The 20,824-nt window shown below is 37.3% G+C and carries 19 protein-coding genes, 1 riboswitch and 1 other annotated feature; of the genes, 17 read left to right on the top strand and 2 right to left on the bottom strand.

Going from position 1 to position 20,824, the window contains the following annotated elements:
- The first annotated feature begins 5 nt into the window (after positions 1–5).
- The 17 genes from cobM (at position 6) to RBQ61_RS05395 (ending at position 18,396) form a co-directional block, all read left to right on the top strand.
- Complete coding sequence (gene cobM, locus RBQ61_RS05315) at positions 6–761, top strand: precorrin-4 C(11)-methyltransferase (protein WP_308139475.1); 756 nt, start codon at positions 6–8, stop codon at positions 759–761.
- Positions 761–1,504: a precorrin-6A reductase gene (gene cobK / locus RBQ61_RS05320; RefSeq protein WP_308139476.1), complete on the top strand. Its 744-nt coding sequence runs from the start codon at positions 761–763 to the stop codon at positions 1,502–1,504. Before cobM ends, cobK begins: the two co-directional genes overlap by 1 nt.
- Positions 1,501–2,721 (top strand): precorrin-6y C5,15-methyltransferase (decarboxylating) subunit CbiE, encoded by a 1,221-nt coding sequence (gene cbiE, locus RBQ61_RS05325; RefSeq protein ID WP_308139477.1) that lies wholly within the window; start codon positions 1,501–1,503, stop codon positions 2,719–2,721. Before cobK ends, cbiE begins: the two co-directional genes overlap by 4 nt.
- On the top strand, positions 2,718–4,130 hold the full coding sequence (locus RBQ61_RS05330; protein WP_308139478.1) for a cobyrinate a,c-diamide synthase: 1,413 nt from the start codon (positions 2,718–2,720) through the stop codon (positions 4,128–4,130). The genes cbiE and RBQ61_RS05330 overlap by 4 nt, the downstream gene beginning before the upstream one ends.
- Positions 4,120–5,154 carry a cobalt-precorrin 5A hydrolase gene (locus RBQ61_RS05335; RefSeq protein ID WP_308139479.1) on the top strand — a complete coding sequence of 345 codons (1,035 nt, stop codon included), beginning with the start codon at positions 4,120–4,122 and terminating at the stop codon, positions 5,152–5,154. The genes RBQ61_RS05330 and RBQ61_RS05335 overlap by 11 nt, the downstream gene beginning before the upstream one ends.
- Before the next feature lie 36 nt (positions 5,155–5,190).
- Positions 5,191–5,832, top strand: a complete 642-nt coding sequence (locus RBQ61_RS05340; protein ID WP_308139480.1) for a precorrin-8X methylmutase — start codon at positions 5,191–5,193, stop codon at positions 5,830–5,832.
- Positions 5,829–6,554, top strand: a complete 726-nt coding sequence (gene cobI / locus RBQ61_RS05345) for a precorrin-2 C(20)-methyltransferase (protein ID WP_308139481.1) — start codon at positions 5,829–5,831, stop codon at positions 6,552–6,554. The genes RBQ61_RS05340 and cobI overlap by 4 nt, the downstream gene beginning before the upstream one ends.
- Positions 6,551–7,270: a precorrin-3B C(17)-methyltransferase gene (cobJ, locus tag RBQ61_RS05350; protein ID WP_308139482.1), complete on the top strand. Its 720-nt coding sequence runs from the start codon at positions 6,551–6,553 to the stop codon at positions 7,268–7,270. Before cobI ends, cobJ begins: the two co-directional genes overlap by 4 nt.
- A 16-nt stretch (positions 7,271–7,286) precedes the next feature.
- Positions 7,287–8,312, top strand: coding sequence for an ABC transporter substrate-binding protein (locus RBQ61_RS05355; protein WP_308139483.1), 1,026 nt, complete (start codon positions 7,287–7,289; stop codon positions 8,310–8,312).
- 78 nt (positions 8,313–8,390) lie between these two features.
- Positions 8,391–9,395, top strand: coding sequence for an iron ABC transporter permease (locus RBQ61_RS05360; protein ID WP_308139484.1), 1,005 nt, complete (start codon positions 8,391–8,393; stop codon positions 9,393–9,395).
- Positions 9,396–10,178: an ABC transporter ATP-binding protein gene (locus RBQ61_RS05365; protein ID WP_308139485.1), complete on the top strand. Its 783-nt coding sequence runs from the start codon at positions 9,396–9,398 to the stop codon at positions 10,176–10,178.
- 37 nt (positions 10,179–10,215) lie between these two features.
- Positions 10,216–10,743 carry an ATP-binding cassette domain-containing protein gene (locus tag RBQ61_RS05370; RefSeq protein WP_308139486.1) on the top strand — a complete coding sequence of 176 codons (528 nt, stop codon included), beginning with the start codon at positions 10,216–10,218 and terminating at the stop codon, positions 10,741–10,743.
- Positions 10,743–11,477, top strand: coding sequence for an ABC transporter permease (locus tag RBQ61_RS05375; RefSeq protein ID WP_308139487.1), 735 nt, complete (start codon positions 10,743–10,745; stop codon positions 11,475–11,477). The genes RBQ61_RS05370 and RBQ61_RS05375 overlap by 1 nt, the downstream gene beginning before the upstream one ends.
- Positions 11,478–11,606: 129 nt before the next feature.
- The gene (locus tag RBQ61_RS05380) at positions 11,607–13,808 is read left to right on the top strand and encodes an anaerobic ribonucleoside triphosphate reductase (RefSeq protein ID WP_308139488.1); all 2,202 of its coding nucleotides are present in this window, start codon (positions 11,607–11,609) and stop codon (positions 13,806–13,808) included.
- Positions 13,808–14,326, top strand: a complete 519-nt coding sequence (gene nrdG, locus RBQ61_RS05385) for an anaerobic ribonucleoside-triphosphate reductase activating protein (RefSeq protein ID WP_308139489.1) — start codon at positions 13,808–13,810, stop codon at positions 14,324–14,326. The genes RBQ61_RS05380 and nrdG overlap by 1 nt, the downstream gene beginning before the upstream one ends.
- A gap of 58 nt (positions 14,327–14,384) precedes the next feature.
- Positions 14,385–14,592, top strand: a binding site (T-box leader).
- Positions 14,593–14,663: 71 nt separating this feature from the next.
- Positions 14,664–17,315, top strand: coding sequence for a valine--tRNA ligase (locus tag RBQ61_RS05390; RefSeq protein ID WP_308139490.1), 2,652 nt, complete (start codon positions 14,664–14,666; stop codon positions 17,313–17,315).
- A 64-nt stretch (positions 17,316–17,379) separates the two neighbouring features.
- On the top strand, positions 17,380–18,396 hold the full coding sequence (locus RBQ61_RS05395; RefSeq protein ID WP_308139491.1) for an alpha-hydroxy-acid oxidizing protein: 1,017 nt from the start codon (positions 17,380–17,382) through the stop codon (positions 18,394–18,396).
- 190 nt (positions 18,397–18,586) lie between these two features.
- On the opposite strand, the gene RBQ61_RS05400 is transcribed toward RBQ61_RS05395, so the two are convergent.
- Together RBQ61_RS05400 and RBQ61_RS05405 are read right to left on the bottom strand one after the other, a co-directional pair.
- Positions 18,587–18,739 carry a hypothetical protein gene (locus RBQ61_RS05400; protein ID WP_213925723.1) on the bottom strand — a complete coding sequence of 51 codons (153 nt, stop codon included), beginning with the start codon at positions 18,737–18,739 and terminating at the stop codon, positions 18,587–18,589.
- Between the two features lie 350 nt (positions 18,740–19,089).
- The gene (locus RBQ61_RS05405; RefSeq protein ID WP_308139492.1) at positions 19,090–20,547 is read right to left on the bottom strand and encodes an NCS2 family permease; all 1,458 of its coding nucleotides are present in this window, start codon (positions 20,545–20,547) and stop codon (positions 19,090–19,092) included.
- Between the two features lie 118 nt (positions 20,548–20,665).
- A riboswitch (purine riboswitch) is annotated at positions 20,666–20,767 on the bottom strand.
- Positions 20,768–20,824: the final 57 nt, after the last annotated feature.

The raw sequence follows: 20,824 nt of genomic DNA on the forward strand, positions 1-20,824 counted from the left end.
AAAGTATGGTAAATTTTGTAGGGGCAGGACCCGGAGCGGCAGATTTAATAACATTAAGAGGGCACAAACTTTTATCTGAAGCAGATGTTATTATATATGCAGGGTCTCTTGTAAACAAAGAATTGTTAAAGTATGCAAAGGAAGGGGCAGAAATCCACAACAGCGCTCATATGACTCTTGAAGAGGTAATTGAGGTTGTGAAAAAGGCGGAAAAGGAAAACAAAAGCACGGTTAGGCTTCATACCGGTGATTCAAGTATTTACGGTGCAATAAGAGAACAGATTGATATTTTGAGGTCTAATGGAATTTCATATGATGTGGTTCCAGGTGTCAGTTCATTCTGCGGTGCGGCAGCATCTCTTAAAGCTGAATACACTCTGCCGGATGTGAGCCAATCTGTAATAATAACAAGGATGGAGGGAAGAACTCCCGTTCCGGAACGAGAAAGCATACGTTCTTTTGCCGCTCACAATGCGACAATGGTATTGTTTTTAAGCTCAGGGTTGACTGAGGAACTATCCCGGGAGTTAATTGCAGGCGGGTATGATGAAGAAACTCCTGTCGCAGTCGTGTACAAGGCCACATGGCCAGATGAAAAAATATTTAGATGTACAGTGAAAACTCTGCCTGAAACAATGCAAAAAAATAATATAACTAAGACTGCACTTATTCTTGTGGGAAATTTTCTCGGCGACAGCTATGAAAGAAGTGAATTATATAATCCAAAATTTACTCACGAGTTTAGGAAGGGGACCCACTAATGCATGTTTGTATTTTCGGAGGTACGACAGAGGGCAGACTTTTGACCGAATTTCTGAATGACATTGGTGTAAGCGTTAGATTGTTTGTAGCTACGGATTACGGCGAGCAATTCATAAAAGATATGGACAATGTTACAGTTTACTGTGAGAGGCTTGATAAAAAAGAAATGATTGAGTTGTTTGAGAAGAATCAATTTGATTTTGTAATTGATGCAACTCACCCGTTTGCAACTGAAGTCTCTAGAAATGTGAGAGAGGCAGCAGAATTCTGCAGACTTAATTACTTAAGAATAGTAAGAGAAGTATGCGAAAATTCTCAGTGCTTATATTTTGACAGCGTTAATGAAATTGTTTCATATTTAAACAACAGAGAAGGAAATATTCTTCTTGCTACAGGAAGCAAAGATTTAGATAAATTTACGCATGTACGCAATTATGCGCAAAGAATTTTTGTCAGAATTCTCCCTATGACAAGCTCTTTAGAAAGGGCATTGAAGCTTGGATTTTCAAATAAAAATATTATCTGCATGCAGGGGCCTTTCAGCGAGGAATTGAATATTGCAATGATTAATTCAGTTGGTGGTGGGTTTGTTGTGACAAAAGAAAGTTCATCATCGGGAGGCTTTGAGGAAAAGGCCTCTGCATGCACCAAAACCGGTGCAGAATGTCTTGTATTAAAGAGGCCATATGAAGAGGGAATAACGGTGGAGAAATTTAAAGAGCTTATTAGAGGTAGTATATGAAAAAAGTTTATATTATAGGTCTTGGTATAGGAAATATAAGCTACATGCATAAAAAATCAGAGGAAGCTGTAAATTCTTCTGAGTGCCTGATAGGTGCTGGGAGAATGCTTAAAAGTTTTATGGATTCTGGTAAAACGATTTATGAAAGCTCCAATGCAGAAAATATATGCGAGTATATAGATCAAAGCCGCTTTAATTCATATGGAATTATGGTGTCGGGAGACTCGGGATTTTACAGCTTGTCAAAAAAAATCACGGAAATCATTGCTCGAAAAAATGAAATTATTATTGAAAATATTCCGGCAATAAGTTCACTTCAGTATTTTACAGCTAAGTTGAACATTTCGTGGGACAATATAAACTATTTGAGTGCCCACGGGAGAAGTATCAATGTAGTATCCCATGTAATTTTCAATGAAAAGACTTTTATTCTGACAGGAAGAGATTTTGGACCGGGTGCAATATGTGAGCTTTTGACAAACAAGGGTCTGGGGCATCTAAAGGTAAGTGTAGGCGAAAATCTGTCATATGAAAATGAGAGAATAATTGAGTCTGAAGTGGAAAAAATTGCAGGCATGAAATTTGAAAGCCTCTCTGTAATGTTAATTCATAATAATGAATTTATATCAAAGGATGAAGGACTTCGTTCAATAAGGGATGAGGAATTTATAACAGGCAGCGCTCCTATGACGAAAAGTGAGGTAAGGTCATTGAGTGTGGGAAAACTGAACCTGAAAAGCAACTACACAGTATATGACATAGGTGCGGGCACAGGTTCGGTATCTGTGGAGGCAGCTTTGAAATTGCATGGCGGAACAGTGTACGCTGTGGAAAAGAATTCCCAGGCGGCAGAACTCATATATAAAAATATACAGAAGTTTAAAACACGCAATATCGAGGTTGTAAAAGGTTCAGCTCCATTGGCAATAGAAAATCTTCCAAAGCCGGATGCTTGTTTCATAGGAGGAAGTTCCGGAAATATGGAACAAATCATCAAAATAGTATTGGCAAAAAATCCAGATGTAGATATTGTTGTAAATACAATAACTTTGCAGAGCTTAAATGAAGCCTTGAGCTGCATGGAAAAATATAAAATTAAAAATATGGAAATTATAAATGTTTCTGTGTCTAAGTCAAAAAAAGTAGGAAAGTATGACATGATGATAGGGCAAAATCCAATTTACATAATAAGCGGAAAGGGAAGTGGTATACTGTGAAGTTAAAAGTTCCCAGAATAATGATTTCGGCCGCAGGAAGCAATAGCGGAAAAACAACCGTAACGGCAGCGGTTTTAAAAGCGCTAATGCTAAGAGGCAAAAGGCCTGCTTCATTTAAAGCTGGCCCAGATTATATTGATCCTATGTTTCATTCAAAAGTCATAAAAGTTCCTTCCAGAAATTTAGATAAATTTATGGTGGGCGAAAATAATTGTAAATATATATTAGGCAAAAACAGTATTAATTCGGATATTTCAATTATAGAAGGGGTCATGGGATATTACGACGGAATTGGCTATGGCACGTCGTCAAGTTCATATGATTTAGCGTTGTCATTAAGCTGTCCGGTGCTTCTTGTCATTAATCCTGACGGGATGGCTGCTTCAGTGTGTGCAATAATTGAAGGATTTAAGGCTTTTAGAAAGAACAGTAACATTTGTGGCGTAATACTAAATAATGTTTCTCAGGCAATGTATAATTATTATAAAAAAATTATTGAAATGAATGCGGATGTAAAAGTTTATGGATATATGCCTTACTTGAATGATTGTAGGCTGGAAAGCAGGCATTTGGGACTCGTGACTGCTGAAGAAGTAGGAAATCTTCAGGCAATAGTCGATGAGCTTGGAAGGCAGGCGCTTTGCACAGTTGACTTAGAAGGCCTAATTGAACTGGCTGAAAATTCTGACTGCTTGGAGTATGAGGAACCTGGTATAAGCTTTATAGGAAAAACAAAAATTGCTGTTGCCAATGACAAGGCATTTTGCTTTTATTATCAGGATAATTTAGACTTGCTTAAGCAGATGGGTGCTGAAATTGTAAGTTTCAGCCCAATGAACGATAAAAAGCTTCCTGAAGGCATTGGGGGACTGTATATAGGAGGAGGATATCCGGAGCTGCATATAGAGGAATTATCTGCGAACAAATCAATGCTCTGGGATATAAATAGAAAAATTAATTCAGGTCTTCCTGTATTTGCGGAATGCGGAGGATACATGTATCTTATGGACAGTTTCACAAACATGGATGGAAAATCATACAGCCTCGCGGGAGCAGTGAAAGGAAACAGCTATATGACCGAATCTCTCAGAAGGTTTGGATACATTACATTGACCAGCCGTAATAAAAACTTAATGTGCGGCATTGGAGAATCTATAAACGGTCATGAGTTTCACTATTCAGACAGTACGAATACAGGTGATGCCTTTTGTGCGATTAAACCTGAATCTACCAGAAGCTGGGACGCTATAATAGCAGATGATACGAAATTTATGGGATATCCCCATATCAATTTTTTAGGGAATCTAAAGTTTGCTGAAAATTTTATCAAAAAATCATGCATTTACAGTGGTCAGTACCGAGATGCCGAATCTGAACGTTTACAAAAGGCAGGAAAATATGAATATTGATATATATGCATTTTCAAAAAATGGTGCAAAGCTATGCGATAAATTGATTGAAAATTTAATTAAATTCTCGGTGAATGCCTACGTTCCTCAAAAGTATGCCGATTCATCTAAGTTTGCTAAGCCTCGTGAAGAGAATTTATACAATGCAGTTGAAAAGTCATTTAGGGATGCAGATTGCATAATTTTTATAGGTGCGGCAGGCATAGCTGTAAGGGCGGTTGCACCTTTTGTAAGAAGTAAAAAAAGCGATCCTGCCGTAATATGTATGGATGAGAAGGGTATAAACGTAGTTTCCCTTTTAAGCGGGCACATAGGAGGGGCAAACAGGTTGACAATAAAAATTGCAGATATTATAGGAGGCAATCCTATTATTACAACTGCTACAGATGTGAACGGGAAACTTGCTGTCGATGAATGGGCTCACAGAAAGAATCTTCATATTATGAGCTTAAAAAAAGCGAGAGATATAGCAGCAGAAATACTAGACAACAAAAAAATAGGATTTGAATCAGATTTTAAAGTCATAGGAGATTTGCCGCTTGAAATAGACTGTGCAGAAAAAGAAACAGGAATATGCATATCCCTTGATTCTGGTAGACGACCTTTTAAAAATACACTGAACCTTGTTCCGCGAATTGTTTCCATAGGAGTCGGATGCAGAAAGGGAGCAGATTTTAAGGACATTTATGCTGCAGTTAAGAAAGTTCTGAACGACCAAGGTATTTCACATTTTGCAGTGAGCTCCATAAATTCCATAGATTTGAAAAAAGATGAATACGGAATCAAAAAAGCGGCGGATATTTTTAAAGTTCCCTTTTGCACATATTCTAAGGATGAGCTTAACAGCCTTCATGGGGAATTTACCAACTCTGATTTTGTAAAAAATATTGCCGGTGTAGACAGTGTGTGCGAAAGGTCCGCAATTATGGGAAGCAAGAAGGGAAGGCTGTTCATAAATAAGACTGTGGTTAATTCTGTTACAGTTGCGGCAGCTATTGATGATTATGAAGTAAGCTTTGAATAAATTTAATGTAAGAAACCTTTACGAACAGGAGAAATAATGGAAAATATTAAATTTGTAGAACCGCATAATATTGAAAAAAGAAGTTTTGAAATAATTCAGAGTGAAATGGGTGATGTTGTTCTTGAAAAAGAAATTGAACCCATAGTTAAAAGAGTTATTCATACTACAGCAGATTTCGACTATCTGACGAGTATGTGTTTTTCTCAGAATGCTGTTAAAAAAGCGAAGGAAGCCTTAAAAAACGGAGCTACCATAGTTACGGACACTAATATGGCACGATCCGGAATAAACAAAAATGCTGCTGGAAAATACGGGGTTGAAGTGCGCTGCTTCATGGCTGAGGAAGATGTAGCAGCAGAGGCCAAGGAAAGAGGAGAAACGAGGGCAACTGTTTCCATGGAAAGAGCATGTAATATAAGTGGGCCTATTATATTTGCAATAGGGAATGCGCCGACGGCTCTGATAAAACTTTACAAACTTATTAAGGCAAATAAAATCAGGCCTGAGGTAATAATAGGAGTTCCAGTAGGATTTGTAAATGTTGTAGAGGCTAAAGAGCTCATAATGACGCTTGAAGATACGGAATACATAGTTGCAAGGGGAAGAAAGGGAGGCAGCAATGTGGCTGCGTCTATATGTAATGCTCTGTTGTACAATATTGAGGAGTGTAAGCAATGATGGATAAATTAACTCAAGGAATATTTTACGGCATAGGAGTTGGAGTCGGTGACAGTGATTATGTTACAAAAAGAGCTGTTGATGTTATTAAGACTCTAAATGTGCTTTATGTTCCATCTGCAAAAGAAAAAGAAGGATTTAGCACAGCATATAAAATCATTAAAGATTACGTGGATGAAAAAACAGTTGTAAAGATCAGGCATTTTCCTATGAATTATGATAATTTAGAACTTCAAAAAACATGGGAAAGCATTGCTCTCGAGATTGAAAAGGATGTTTCCGACAATATGAGGGTCGGTTTTGTAACCATAGGAGATCCCATGGTTTATAGCACATATATATATCTTTTAAAAATATTAAAGAAAAAGGTTAATGTGGTGACCATACCTGGAATCACGTCTTTTTTAGATATTGCATCCAATAACAATTTTCCCCTTGTTGAAGGGGATGATCCGCTGGTAATTTTGCCGGCAACGATAGATGAGGAAAAACTTAGAAGGTATGTTAAAAATGAAAACTCTATTGTGCTCATGAAGGTGTATAACAATTTTGACAAAATCGTATCCATGCTTGTGGATGAAAATTTGAGCAGGCATGCTATAATTGTGAGCAATTCGTCAAAAGATGAGGAAGTTGTTTATAAAAATATTGAGCAGATAAAAAAAGAAGATGTTTCTTATTTTACAACCATATTAATAAACAAAAGGTGGGAGTTGTCATGATATATGCAGTAGGAATAGGCCCGGGAAAAAGAGAAGGCATGACCGGTGAAGCCCTTGAGGCCATAAAAAAATCAGATGTTATAGTGGGCTATAAAACATACATTGATTTTATAAAGGAACTTATAAAAGATAAGGAAGTAATTTCAAACGGAATGAAGCAGGAGGTTGATAGGGTAAAAAAAGCTGTTGAGATTTCAAAAACAGGCAGAACTGTTGCGCTTATTAGTTCGGGAGATGCTGGCGTGTACGGAATGGCAGGACTTGTGTTGGAGTATTCCGACGGCGAAGATGTTAAAATTATCAGCGGTGTTACAGCATCAACTGCAGCTGCAGCTGTGTTGGGAGCACCACTTATGCATGATTTTTGTCATATCAGTTTAAGTGATTTGCTTACTTCTCTGGATTTGATTTACAAAAGAATTAATCTTGCATCAGAAGGTGACTTCATAATATGCATATATAACCCGAGAAGCAAGGGAAGACCTGATTATCTGAAAAAGGCGTTTGAAATTATGAAAAATCATAAATCAGGTACGACTCCCGTAGGCATTGTTAAAAATGCCGGAAGAGAAAATCAGGAGATACGTATCTGTACTATAGACACCATAGACTATGAATCGGTAGATATGCTGAGTATTGTAATAGTCGGGAATAGTTCAACATACGTAAAAGATAACAAAATTATAACAAAAAGAGGTTATGATAAAAAATATTAATTAATTGGAGGATGTAATGAAAAAGTTAAAATCATTTGTACTTATAGCTGTTGCTGTATTGCTTATAGCATTTACTGGATGCAGCAGAAATGCTGAGCCGGAAGTCAACCAGCCTGAAGATAAAACTCCTGAAGCGGGCAACACAGGTGAAAACGAAAATTACGGCGTTATAATCAATGAAGAAAATGTTGTGTTTATAGATTCACAGGGAAAGGAAACAACAATAAAAAAGAATCCTCAAAGAGTAGTCGTACTTCAGAATTCCATCCTTGAAATATGGGATCAGGCTGGCGGAAAGGTTGTAGGAAGAGTTGAGGAATCATCTGACAAAATAGTTGAAAATGCTATGTCAGCAGAGGTTGTAGGAACTGTTGGAACTCCAAGTCTTGAAAAAATATTGTCGCTGCAGCCGGATCTTGTTATTCTTTCAGGCGGCTATACAGCTCATAGAGAAATGATCCCTTCATTACAGCAGAATAATATACAGGTTATATCTTTAGAAATTGATTTTTTAGAGGATTATTACAGAACAGTGAGACTATTTACAGCTATTACGGGAAGAGAAGATTTATATGAAAGTCATATTAACGATATACAGAAAAAAGTGGATGAACTAATCGAAAAAGCCCCTTCTGACAGAGGATACAAGGTTGTTATTATATTTGCAACTGCTAAAGGTATAACTGTGAGAGATTCAAATACAATGGTAGGCGAGATGCTTAAGGATTTGAATACGGTCAATATATCAGATTCAGAAGACAGTACTGTAGATACAAAAATATTCAGCATGGAAAAAATAATACAGGAAGATCCTGACTTTATTTTTGTCCAGACCATGGGAAGTGACCTTGAAAAAGTAACTGAAAGACTTAAGTCTGATGTGCTTGACAATCCAGCATGGGCATCCCTTACAGCTGTAAAAGAAGACAGATATATTGTTCTTCCGAAAGATTTATATCTTTATAAGCCAAATGACAAATATCCTGAAGCATATGAAGGATTGGCAAAGATTCTTTACCCTGATGTATATGAAAATAAGTAATTATATGAACTGTATATGGAAATTCTATAAAGTTTCCGTATGCTAACTAGTTTAAGGCGCCAGTTCGGGAGAAAAAATATGACTAAATGTGATGCTCAAAAAAGAAATGTTAAAAAGCATGTTATTTTAATAATTTTTGTTTTACTTTGCGTATTAAGCTTTTTTATAAGCATTGGCAATGGCGCTGTTAATATTTCATTCAGAGAAATATTGCATGCCGTAATGTTTGAAGAAGAAACAGTAAATTATCAGATAATTTGGAATGTAAGGCTGCCGCGAACTATTGTGGCATCTCTGGCAGGTACATGTCTTGCTTTGTCAGGATGCATACTTCAGGGGGTTATGAGAAATCCTCTTGCAGCACCCAACATAATAGGAGTTTCTTCAGGAGCTGGATTAATGACATTGATAGTACTAATTTTATTTCCGGATTACTATTTCCTGGCTCCTGCAGGAGCTTTTGCCGGTGCTCTTCTTGCCACGCTGTTTATTTATTTCCTGGCATGGAAGGAGGGAGCTGTTCCAACAAGGCTCATATTGGCTGGAGTTGCTGTTTCATCCCTTTTAGGTGCTGGCAACAATGCTATTATGACGTTTTATCCTGACAAGGTTGCAGGAGTTATAGGGTTTATGGTGGGAGGTCTTTCGGCAACAAACTGGGAGCATGTTTTAATGATTTTTCCATATGCTTTGTTAGGTATTTTACTTTTACTGCTTATTGCCAACAAGCTTAATATACTAATGCTTGGAGACGAAGTAGCTACTGGACTTGGGCTGAATGTGGAAATCACAAGATTTTTATTTATTATCGTTTCATCTTTACTTGCGGGAGCTGCAGTTAGCGTTGTTGGGCTTTTAGGGTTTGTGGGACTTATTGTACCTCACATTACAAGGTTGTTTATAGGATCGGATTACAAGTACCTGCTGCCTGCCAGTATCTTTACGGGATCATCGGTTGTTGTCCTTTGCGATACTCTGGCAAGAGTTATGTTTGCACCTATTGAAATACCAGTGGGAATTATAATGTCTGCACTGGGAGCACCGTTTTTTCTGTATTTATTAAGAAAGAGGAAGGAATACTAGATGGAATTAACAGCTGAGAGACTCAATGTCTGCTATGGGGAAAAATTAGTGCTAAAAGATGTTAGCTTCAATATAAATAATGGAGAAATAGCAACATTTATCGGTCCAAACGGTTCGGGGAAGTCAACAATAATAAAGACAGTAAGTGGGTTCCTTAAGCCCGCAGGCGGCAGCGTATACCTGAACAAGGTAAATATGGGGAAAATTAAAACTAAAGATATTGCTAAAAATGTTGCCGTACTGCCCCAGATAAAAATGGTTCCTTCCGATATAAATGTAGAAGAGCTGGTTACAAACGGGCGTTATCCGCATCTTAGATTCGGACGAAGGCTGGAAAAAGAGGACAGAGAAATTGTTTCATGGGCACTTGAAAAAACAGGACTTTTTGAAATTAAAGATAGATATGTAGCCACCCTGTCAGGCGGGGAGAGGCAGAGGGCTTGGATTGCAATGTCACTGGCACAAAAACCGAAGATGCTGCTTCTTGATGAGCCTACGACATTTCTGGATATATGCTACCAGCTTGAGGTACTGGAGCTTGTTAAGGAGCTAAACGAAACATTGGGAATAACAGTTGTGATGGTTCTGCATGACTTAAACCAGGCGGCAAGATATTCTGATAAATTACTGGTAGTCAATAATGGTGAGCTGTGCGAGTCGGGCGACCCTCTTAATGTAGTAACTAAAGAACTGTTAAAAAATATTTTTAGAATAGATGCAGATATTTATGAAGATAAAATTCATAAATGTCCTTACTTCATTCCCAAAAAAATAACAGAATGAGGGAAGTGATTACTTGTTTGCCGCAAAACTTTTCAGGGTGAAAAACTATAAGAATAAAATAGATGAATTACTGGAATTTGCTGAGCTTGATGACTTCATGGAAAGAAAGGTTATGAATCTTTCTGGAGGCATGGCAAGAAGATTGACCATAGCAAAAGCTATGATTAATGACCCTGAAATAGTCATACTAGATGAACCTACCGTTGGTATAGACATAAACGGAAGAAGGAAAATTTGGGACATGCTGAAATACATGAAAACCAAGAACAAGACGGTGCTGTTGACAACACATTATATAGAGGAAGCAGAATATTTGTGCGGCAGAGTATGTCTTATTGATAAAGGAAGGATTATTCAAGATAATACGCCACGGTTTCTAAAAAAACAGCTGGGACTTTATACGGTTGAATATTTTGATGAGGAGTCCAAAACAAGATACAAGTTTTTTGAGGATAAGCAGATGGCACTTAATTATTCATCCGAAATCGAAAGCATGAATTATACAATAAGAGATACAACACTTGAAGATGTGTTCTACAATTTCACAAATAGGAAGGTGCAATAATGGAAGTTGCTACCGTGCTATGGAGAGAGTTTATATTTTTTAAAAGACGTATAATCAGAATTACATCTGCTGCAATTATGAGTCCGGTGCTGTATCTTATAGCATTCGGTTGGGGCCTTGGAAAAGATGTTGTTGTGGAAGGAGCTACGTATATGCATTTCATTATACCCGGTATAATAGCGCTTACTACAATGAATACAAGTTTTAATGCCGTTTCCACAAGGATAACTGTTTCAAAGCTTCATGAAAAAAGCTTTGAATATTATCTTACATCACCTGTAAGAATGCCACTGATGGCACTGGGGCATATTTTGGCAGGAGCCCTCAGAGGAATGTATGCAGCAATACTTATAATTTTTGTTGCTTTGCTGTTCGGTATCAACATAAAAGCAGGTGTCTATTTTATAATTATTTGCTTTTTAAACAGTTTTTTATTTTCCGCACTGGGATACACCGCAGCACTTTCAATAGAAAGCCATTATGAAATGAGCAGGTTCAATACATATATTATGACGCCTATGTCATTCCTTTGTGGCACGTTTTTTTCTCTGGAAAATTTACCTATCGGTGTTAAAACTGTTATAGGCATACTGCCTCTTTCACATACGTCGGTATCTCTCAGAAACATTGCTTTGAATGGAGAATTTTCACACGGTTCGATTGCTGTACTTATACTATACGCAGCGGCATCGTATGCACTCGGTATTTACATGAGTTACAGAGAAATGAAATAAAATAAATTTTATAAGGAATCATTAAGTAGTTGTTTTAACTTTTTTTAGTAAGTTATACAGATACTTATGGAAGCCGCTTTTCAGGAGCAAAGCTGAATAATTTACTAATAAATAAAACGGAGGTATGAAATGAATGTAATAAAAAGAGACGGAAGACTGATAGAGTTTGACAAAAGTAAAATATCCGATGCGATACTAAAGGCTATGAATCATACCGCTGCGGGACAGGATATTGCACTTGCAAAGCAAATAGCACAGGAAATCACTGATGAAACCAAAGAGACAATATCTGTTGAGGATATACAGGACTTGGTTGAAAAGAAGCTTATGGCAAGTATGCGAAAGGATGTTGCAAAGGAATATATAATATACAGAAACAAAAGGAATATAGCTCGTGGCAGAAAGCAGTACGATATATATATGGACATAGTTAATGCAGTCCCCAACGATGTTACCAGGGAGAATGCAAATATGAATGCGGACACACCGGCGGGAATGATGATGAAGTTTGCAAGTGAATCATCCAAGCCTTTTGTGGATGACTGTCTTTTATCAGAGCAGTCAAAGCAGTATGTGGAAAACAATTATATTCATATACATGATAAGGATTATTATCCTACAAAATCACTTACATGCCTTCAGCATCCGCTGGATTACATTCTTAAAAACGGCTTTAGGGCAGGGCACGGATCAAGCAGACCTGCAAAAAGAATAGAAACAGCATCAATTATTGGATGTATTTCAATGGAGCAGATACAAAATGAAATGCACGGTGGACAGGCAATTCCTGCATTTGATTTTTATCTTGCTCCATATGTAAGGCTGACGTACAAGGAAGAAATTAAAAAAATTGAGCAACTCCTGGATATTGACCTTGAAGGGCTTTATGATATTGAAATTGACGATTATATGGAAATGCCGCTTAACGGGCTTAAAAGCAATGATCGATATATGCAGCAGGCAATAAACAATACTGTAAAAAGAGTTCATCAGTCCATGGAAGCATTTATTCATAACATGAATACCATACATTCCAGAGGAGGCAATCAGGTGGTGTTCAGCTCTATAAACTACGGCACTGATACAAGCGCTGAGGGAAGATGCATAATCAGGGAAATTCTTGCTTCTACATACAGAGGAGTGGGAAATGGTGAGACCCCTATTTTCCCCATACAGATATGGAAGAAAAAACGTGGTGTAAACTATCTGACTGAGGATAGAAATTACGATTTATTTAAAATGTCGTGCATGGTTACTGCTAAAAGATTTTTTCCTAACTATCTTAATTTAGATGCAACTTTTAATCAACACGAGGATTGGAATGGGGATGATCCTCAAAGATTTGAAAAAGAAGTGGCAACAATGGGATGCAGAACCAGAGTCTTTGAAAACAGGCACGGTGAAAAAACATCCATAGGAAGAGGAAATTTATCATTTACAACTATAAATATAGTAAAACTTGCGCTGGAGTGCATGGAAATAGAAAAGCTTGAGGACAGAAAAAGAGAATTTTTTAAAAAACTTCAAAAATGTATAGACACTGCGGCAGAACAGCTTCATGACAGATATGTATTCCAGAGTACGGCTGTCAAAAAGCAGTTTCCAATGTTAATGAACGGAATGTGGCTTGACAGCGAAAAGCTGGAATACAATGACAGCGTTGAAAGCGTGCTGAAGCACGGAACATTGGGAATAGGTTTTATTGGCCTCGCTGAAGCGCTGATAGCATTAACGGGTAAACATCACGGAGAGGACGAAAAAGCTCAGAAACTAGGACTTGAAATAGTAAAGTTCATGAATACCAAGATAAAAGAAAAGGCTGAATACTACAATTTGAATTATAGCCTGCTGGCAACTCCTGCCGAAGGGCTTAGCGGAAGATTTATAAAAAAAGACAGGAAGCAGTTTGGAAGCATTCCTCATATAACGGATAAAGAATATTATACGAACAGCTCGCACGTTCCTGTTTGGTATAAATGCTCAATAGAGCATAAAGCTAAGATAGAAGCACCGTACCATGATTATGAAAGAGGCGGACATATATTTTATGTGGAGCTTGACGGCGATGCGGTACATAATCCTTCAGCTGTACTGCAGACTGTAGAGCTTATGGACAAATACAACATGGGATACGGTTCAGTAAACCATACGCGAAACAGATGCAAAAGCTGCGGGTATGAAGATGCTTCAGAAAAGTTAGAATCGTGTCCAGAGTGCGGAAGCAGTGACATTGATACCATTCAAAGGATAACCGGATATCTTGTGGGTGGAGTAGACAGCTGGAATGACGCCAAGAAAGCAGAATTAAGAGACAGGGTGTGCCATAGCTGATGGATAAATTTCTTTATGTAGCGGATATAGTGCCCAATACCATAGTGGACGGAATTGGATTCAGAACTTCTCTGTATCTAAGTGGCTGCGACATCTGCTGCGAAGGGTGTCACAACAGAGATTTATGGGACATAAAATCCGGAAAAAAAATGAAAATAGATAAGGTATACAAAAAAATTACCGAAGAATTTACGGATATTACATTTATAGGCGGTGAGCCAATGATGCAGGCAGAATCACTGGCTGTGCTTGCTAAAGTGATAAAACAAAACACAGATAAAAATATATGGATTTACAGCGGGCATACGTATGAAGAAATAATTTCAAATAAGGTGCAGTTTGGTTTGCTAGAGTTATGCGATGTTCTGGTTGATGGGAAATACGAGGAAGAGTTTTTTCAAAACAATCTCAGATTTAGAGGATCTTCCAACCAAAGAATAATAGATATTAAAAAGTCACTGAAGAATAACAAAGTTGTTTTGTGGAAGGATGATTTTAATTTTGGTTTGCGTCTATAATGTTTTAAAAAAACATTGACAAAGATACTATTTTTTAATATTATGGTAGGTAATTAAATAAACTGCTATGAAAAAGAGGAGTATGCGCATAAACTTTACAGAGATTGAAACCCACCGGTTGAAAGGTTTCATAAGTCAATTTGTGCTGAAGGTAGCTTTGGAGCATTTAATCCGAAACAGCAGTAGGATTAAACGGTGTGACCGTTATAAATTTTAAGAGCCAGTAATGGAAATTAGGTGGTACCGCGGGTTTTCTCGTCCTTATGACGAAGAACTCCCGCTTTTTTGTTATTTAAATAATTTTTGTTTATAACATTTAAAAGGAAGGAATGATAGTATGAATAATATACCAAGCAAGTATAACCCTAAAGAATTTGAAGAAAAAATTTATGACACATGGGTAAAAGAGGATTGCTTTAAGGCTGAAGTAAACTATGATAAAAAACCATTTACAATTGTGATGCCTCCCCCAAATATTACAGGACAGTTGCACATGGGGCATGCCCTTGATATGACTCTTCAGGATGTACTTACCAGATGGAAAAGGATGGAGGGCTATGAAGCATTGTGGCTTCCTGGTTCTGACCATGCAAGCATTGCAACTGAGGTTAAGGTAGTTGAAAAAATAAGAAAAGAAGAAGGAAAATCTAAAGAAGATATCGGAAGAGAAGAATTCCTGAAACGAGCTTGGAAATGGAAAGAAGAATATGGCGGAAGAATAGTTGAGCAGGTTAAAAAACTTGGAAATTCATGTGACTGGTCCAGAGAAAGATTTACTATGGATGAAGGATGCAACGAGGCAGTAAAGGAATTTTTTGTGAATTTGTATAACAAAGGTCTCATATACAAAGGAAACAGAATAATTAACTGGTGCCCGGACTGCCATACAACACTTTCAGATGCCGAAGTTGAGCACGAAGACACACCGGGTAATTATTACTATGTTAAGTATCCATATGCAGATAACCAGGACGAATACTTCGTTGTAGCAACAACAAGACCTGAGACAATGTTCGGGGATGTTGCAATAGCTGCTCATCCGGACGATGACAGATACAAGGACCTTATAGGTAAAAAGGTTATAGTTCCTCTTGTAGGGCGAGAAATTCCTATAATAGCAGATGAATATCCTGATATAGCTAAAGGAACCGGAGCTTTAAAAATTACACCGTGTCATGATCCTAACGACTTTGAAATTGGTCTTCGCCATGATTTGGAGCAGATAAACTGCATGAATGAAGATGGAACAATGAATGCTGAGGCCGGTAAGTATAACGGCATGGACCGTTATGAGTGCAGGAAGGCATTTGTAAAAGATTTGGAAGAAAGCGGATTTATGCTTAAAATAGAAAAAACTGATCACAATGTAGGAACATGCTACAGGTGCCACAACATAATAGAGCCAAGAGTGTCAGACCAATGGTTCGTAAGCATGAAAAAGCTTGCGGAACCAGCCCTCAAAGCGAGCGAGGAAAAGAATGTTGAATTTGTTCCGGAACGCTTTACTAAAATATATACTCACTGGCTTGAAAACATAAGAGACTGGTGTATATCTAGGCAGCTTTGGTGGGGACACAGAATTCCGGCATATTATTGCCAGGAATGTGGAGAAGTAATGGTTTCCAAGGAAGCTCCAGATAAATGTTCAAAATGCGGCAGTACCAACATCAAGCAAGACGAAGATGTTCTTGATACGTGGTTCTCGTCGGGATTATGGCCATTTTCCACATTGGGGTGGCCAAATAATACAGAAGATCTGAAATACTTCTATCCAACGGATGTTTTGGTAACCGGCTATGACATAATATTTTTCTGGGTTGTTCGTATGGTATTTTCAGCTTTAGAAGCCACAGGTGAATCACCGTTTAAGCATGTGTTTATACACGGACTTGTGAGAGATGCTGAAGGAAGAAAAATGAGCAAATCCTTAGGAAATGGAATTGATCCGCTAGAGGTTATAGACCAGTTTGGAGCCGATGCTCTCAGGTTTATGCTTATGACTGGAATCTCTCCTGGAAATGATACGCGATTTAATAATGACAAACTTGAATCAAGCCGTAACTTTGCCAATAAACTTTGGAATGCGTCAAGATTTGTTCTGATGAACATTGAAGGGGACTTAATCAGCAAAGAAGAGGCAGAGAAAAACTACAGGATGGAAGATAAGTGGATAATTTCCAGAGCGAACAAAGCTGCTAAAGAGGTTAAAGAAAATCTCGACAAGTTTGAACTTGGCCTTGCTGCTCAAAGAGTGTATGACTTTATTTGGAACGAATACTGTGATTGGTACATTGAGATTGTTAAGCCAAGACTGTACGGAGATGAAGGCTCTGATAAGGATACTGCGAGATTTGTTCTCATAAAAGTATTAAAGGATATGCTTAAACTACTACATCCGTTTATGCCTTTCATAACAGAAGAGATATGGTCATACCTTCCGGACACAAATACGAGACTTGTAAAGTCAGAATGGCCGCTGTATAAAGAGGAAGAAAACTTTGAAGAAGCGGAAGCAGCCATGGAATTTATTATGGAAGCTGTAAGAAGTATAAGAAACACAAGGGCTGAGATGAATGTTGCACCATCAAGAAAGGCAAGAGCCATTTTCGTACCAAACAAGGATCGTGCAGGTGAATTTATACAGTTAGGATCGCAGCACTTTGCTACACTGGCAAATATAACAGAAATCAAGATAGTTGATGACAAATCATTAATAGAAGAAGATACTGCGTCTTCAGTAATAGATGGAACAGAAATATACTTACCACTTTCGGATCTGATAGACTATGAGAAAGAAATAGAAAGGCTTGAAAAGGAAAAATCAAAGCTTGAAGGTGAGTTGAAAAGAGTTTATAATAAACTTAGTAACGATAAATTTATCAGCAAAGCACCTGAGAATGTAGTAAACGAAGAAAAAGAAAAACAGACAAAATATCAGTCAATGATGGAAAAAGTAGTTGAAAGACTTGAACAGCTGAAAAACAAATAAGAAAATTATATTGAAGACGGTTCTATATTTTAAATTATAGAGCCGTTTTTGAAAGGAGAATGGTATGACATATCAGGAATTATTGGAAAGAGCAAGAGCAAGAATGGCACCGCAGTGCAGAGTATGTAAGGAATGCAACGGTGTTGTGTGCAAAGGGGAAATCCCGGGAACCGGCGGGAAGGGAAGTGCCGCTGCATTTAAAATTTGTGTAGAATTTCTGTCATCAGTTAAAATTAAAATGGATACAATTTATGAAAATAAAGGGCAGGATACTTCTCTTTCTATGTTTGGAAAAGCATTTAAATACCCGGTTTTTATCGCTCCTATCGGAGGAATGAGCTTGAATTACAACGGTGCTATTACTGAAGAAGAGTATGACGAGGCAGTGGTATTCGGTGCATTAAATGCTGGAATCGCTGCATTTACCGGTGATGGTCCCAATGACAGTTTTTTTCTTGACAGCCTTCCAATAATTAAAAAAGCAGGAGGTGTTGCAGTACCAACGGTGAAACCTTGGAAGAACCATAAGGTTATGGAAAAAGTAAGGCTTCTTGAAAAGACCGATGCTATGGCATTTGCAATGGATATTGATTCTGCCGGACTGATTAATCTGGCATTGGCAGGCAAGCCTGTATCATCCAAAAGTGTGGAGGAACTTTCGGAAATAACTGCTTCCACAAAAGTTCCGTTTATTATAAAAGGTGTAATGACTGCAGAAGGAGCGAAGAAAGCATTAGAGACGGGAGCATACGGTATCGTGGTTTCATCACACGGCGGCAGAGTTTTAGAGCATGCTCCGGCAACATGTTCGATGCTTCCTGAAATCAGAAAATCAGTCGGTAATAAGCTTAAAATATTTGTTGACGGAGGAATACGCTCCGGAGCAGACGTGTTTAAAGCGATTGCTTTAGGAGCAGATGCTGTATTGATTGGAAGACCGTATGTAATAGCAGCATTCGGAGGAGGATCGGAAGGCGTTGAACTGTATACCGAGAAAATCGGTGCTGAGCTGAGAGATATAATGGTTATGACAGGCTGCAAAAATTTAAAAGATATAACTATAGATAAAATAATATTGTAAAGCCGTTGAAAAATAATTTTTATGTCTATGGGGTATGTCTATTGGTGAAAGATGTTCTCATCATCTACTTAACAAGTGTTTAGAAGTATAATCTAAGAATTTTATATAAATAAAAAGCGGAAGAATCAACTGGATGCTTCCGCTTTTTATTGAGTATAATTTTTTTCGCTCATAATAACACCTTATTTCATTAGTCTTCTTCTTTTCTTAATCCTCTTTCGTGCAATTCACATTCATTCTGTATGCACTTGCTGTCTACATTGTATATGCAAGTTATAGTTCCGCATTTTCTAAAAGTCATTTTTGCAACAACATCTCTAATATCTTTCACTGCTACGCTCATAATAATACCTCCATTTTTTATTTGATAATTTATTATACCATCTAAAATGCAATTTGTAAACAATAAAATGCAGAAAAATATAAAAAAATTTTAGGAAAACAATTTCATATGCAACTTTTGCATAATTTTATTCAACAAATGCAGGGTTGCAGGATAAAAAAATTGTTGAACTTTGAAATGTAAATTGCAAGTAAATTATTTTGTGTTTCAAAACAAGTACAAGTATGGTTTTTATATATTGCATGAGGTGTAAATGCAAAAAATCGACACAGTTTAGATCTATGTCGATTTTTTTATAAATATTTACTTGCGTTCTATCGCTTAAGAATGTTTCTTATAATGATGGGGTGCTAAATAATTGCAAGCACTACAAAGTTTAATAGGAACAGCAGCGTTGAAATAAACAAAATAGGATGTATGTCTTTGAATTGACCTTTGCATATCTTTACTATACAGTAGAAAATGAAGCCTGCGGCGATTCCGTAGGAAATGCTGTAGCCGAATCCCATAAATACGGATGCAAAGAATGCAGGTATTGCTTCGTCCAGATTCTCCCAATCAATTTTTGTAAATGATGACATCATCATTACGCCTACGATTATAAGTACAGGAGATGTGGCTGCAGATGGTACTATTCCAGCAATCGGTGCTATTAATATACAGGCTATAAATAACAAAGCTGTTACAACACTGGTTAGTCCTGTTCGACCTCCGGCGCCTATACCTGCGGCACTTTCAACGTATGTTGTTGTGTTTGAAGTTCCAAATACTGCACCTATAGATGTTGCTATTGCATCAGCGAATAAAGCCTTATCCATTTTAGACTTAAAACCTGTGCTTGTTTCCAAGGCATGTTGATCTTCTTCACTGAAAATTCCGCTTCTTCTACCTGTTCCTATGAATGTGCCTATTGTATCAAATGTATCTGACAAACTAAATGCAAATATTGTCATTAAAACAAGAGGTACTCGTGAGGGGTCTGCGAAAAGTGACTGAATTCCATTAGGACCGAATGCTGCTCCGAATGTTACCTTAAGTTCCGCAAAAGAGGATGCCAGACCTCCTGAAGTTAGAGTTATTTGTGATAGATCGACAACCTTAAAAGGTATTCCAATTAAGGTTGTAGCTATAATACTTATAAGGACTGCTCCCTTTATTTTAAGAACAAGGAGGACAACCAGCAGTACAAGACCTATGAGTGCCAGTTGTGTTGCAGGATTTGTGAAATCAACTAAAGACGGAACAATTCCACCATTTGTAACAACAGAAAAAATATTATTATACGTTCCGTTTGCAGCAAACGCCTGATTGTTTATTGAAATGATGTTTGCACCTTCGGAAGTAAACTCTACAATATTTGCTCCCTTAATTCCTATGTATGCTATAAATATGCCGATTCCGCCGCTGATAGCATTTTGCAAATTTTCAGGAATAGCTTTTATTATGCTTTTTCTGATTTTTGTAATTGTAATAAATATATTCAACAAACCGCACACAAACACAAGTGCCAATGCCTGTTCCCATGTGAAACCCAGAGCAAATACAACAGTGTATGTAAAAAATGCGTTAAGTCCCATACCGGGGGCTTGTGCATAAGGAACATTTGCAAACAGACCCATTACTAGAGTACCAATTGCAGCAGCTATGATTGTAGCTAAAAATACCGCCTGCGACGGCATTCCTGTTGCCGATAAAATTGCCGGGTTAACAAATATGATGTATGACATTGCAAAAAAAGTGGTGAATCCGGCCATTATTTCTGTTGACACATTTGTGCCGTTTTCTTTTAGTTTAAAAAAGTTGTCCATTATTCCTCCAAAATAAATTCATTTTATCTTAAATATTAACTGAGTTTACTATTTCCAAATTGAGAAGTAATATTATAAATCAAAAAAAGCGAATAGGCTTATTCGCGTCATTAAATCAGAAAAAATAAACTTATTCAATAGTCAAACAATTTAAGGTCGCTTGGTAGAAACTCTGGAACCGTATTATCCACATTATATTGATTCTTTAATATTTAATTTTGACATATGTATTATATATTAATTCAAAGTATTAGGCAAATGTATTTGTAACAAAAAA

The organism is Sedimentibacter sp. MB35-C1, assembly GCF_030913635.1.
In the GTDB taxonomy this organism is placed as follows: Bacteria; Bacillota; Clostridia; order Tissierellales; family Sedimentibacteraceae; genus Sedimentibacter.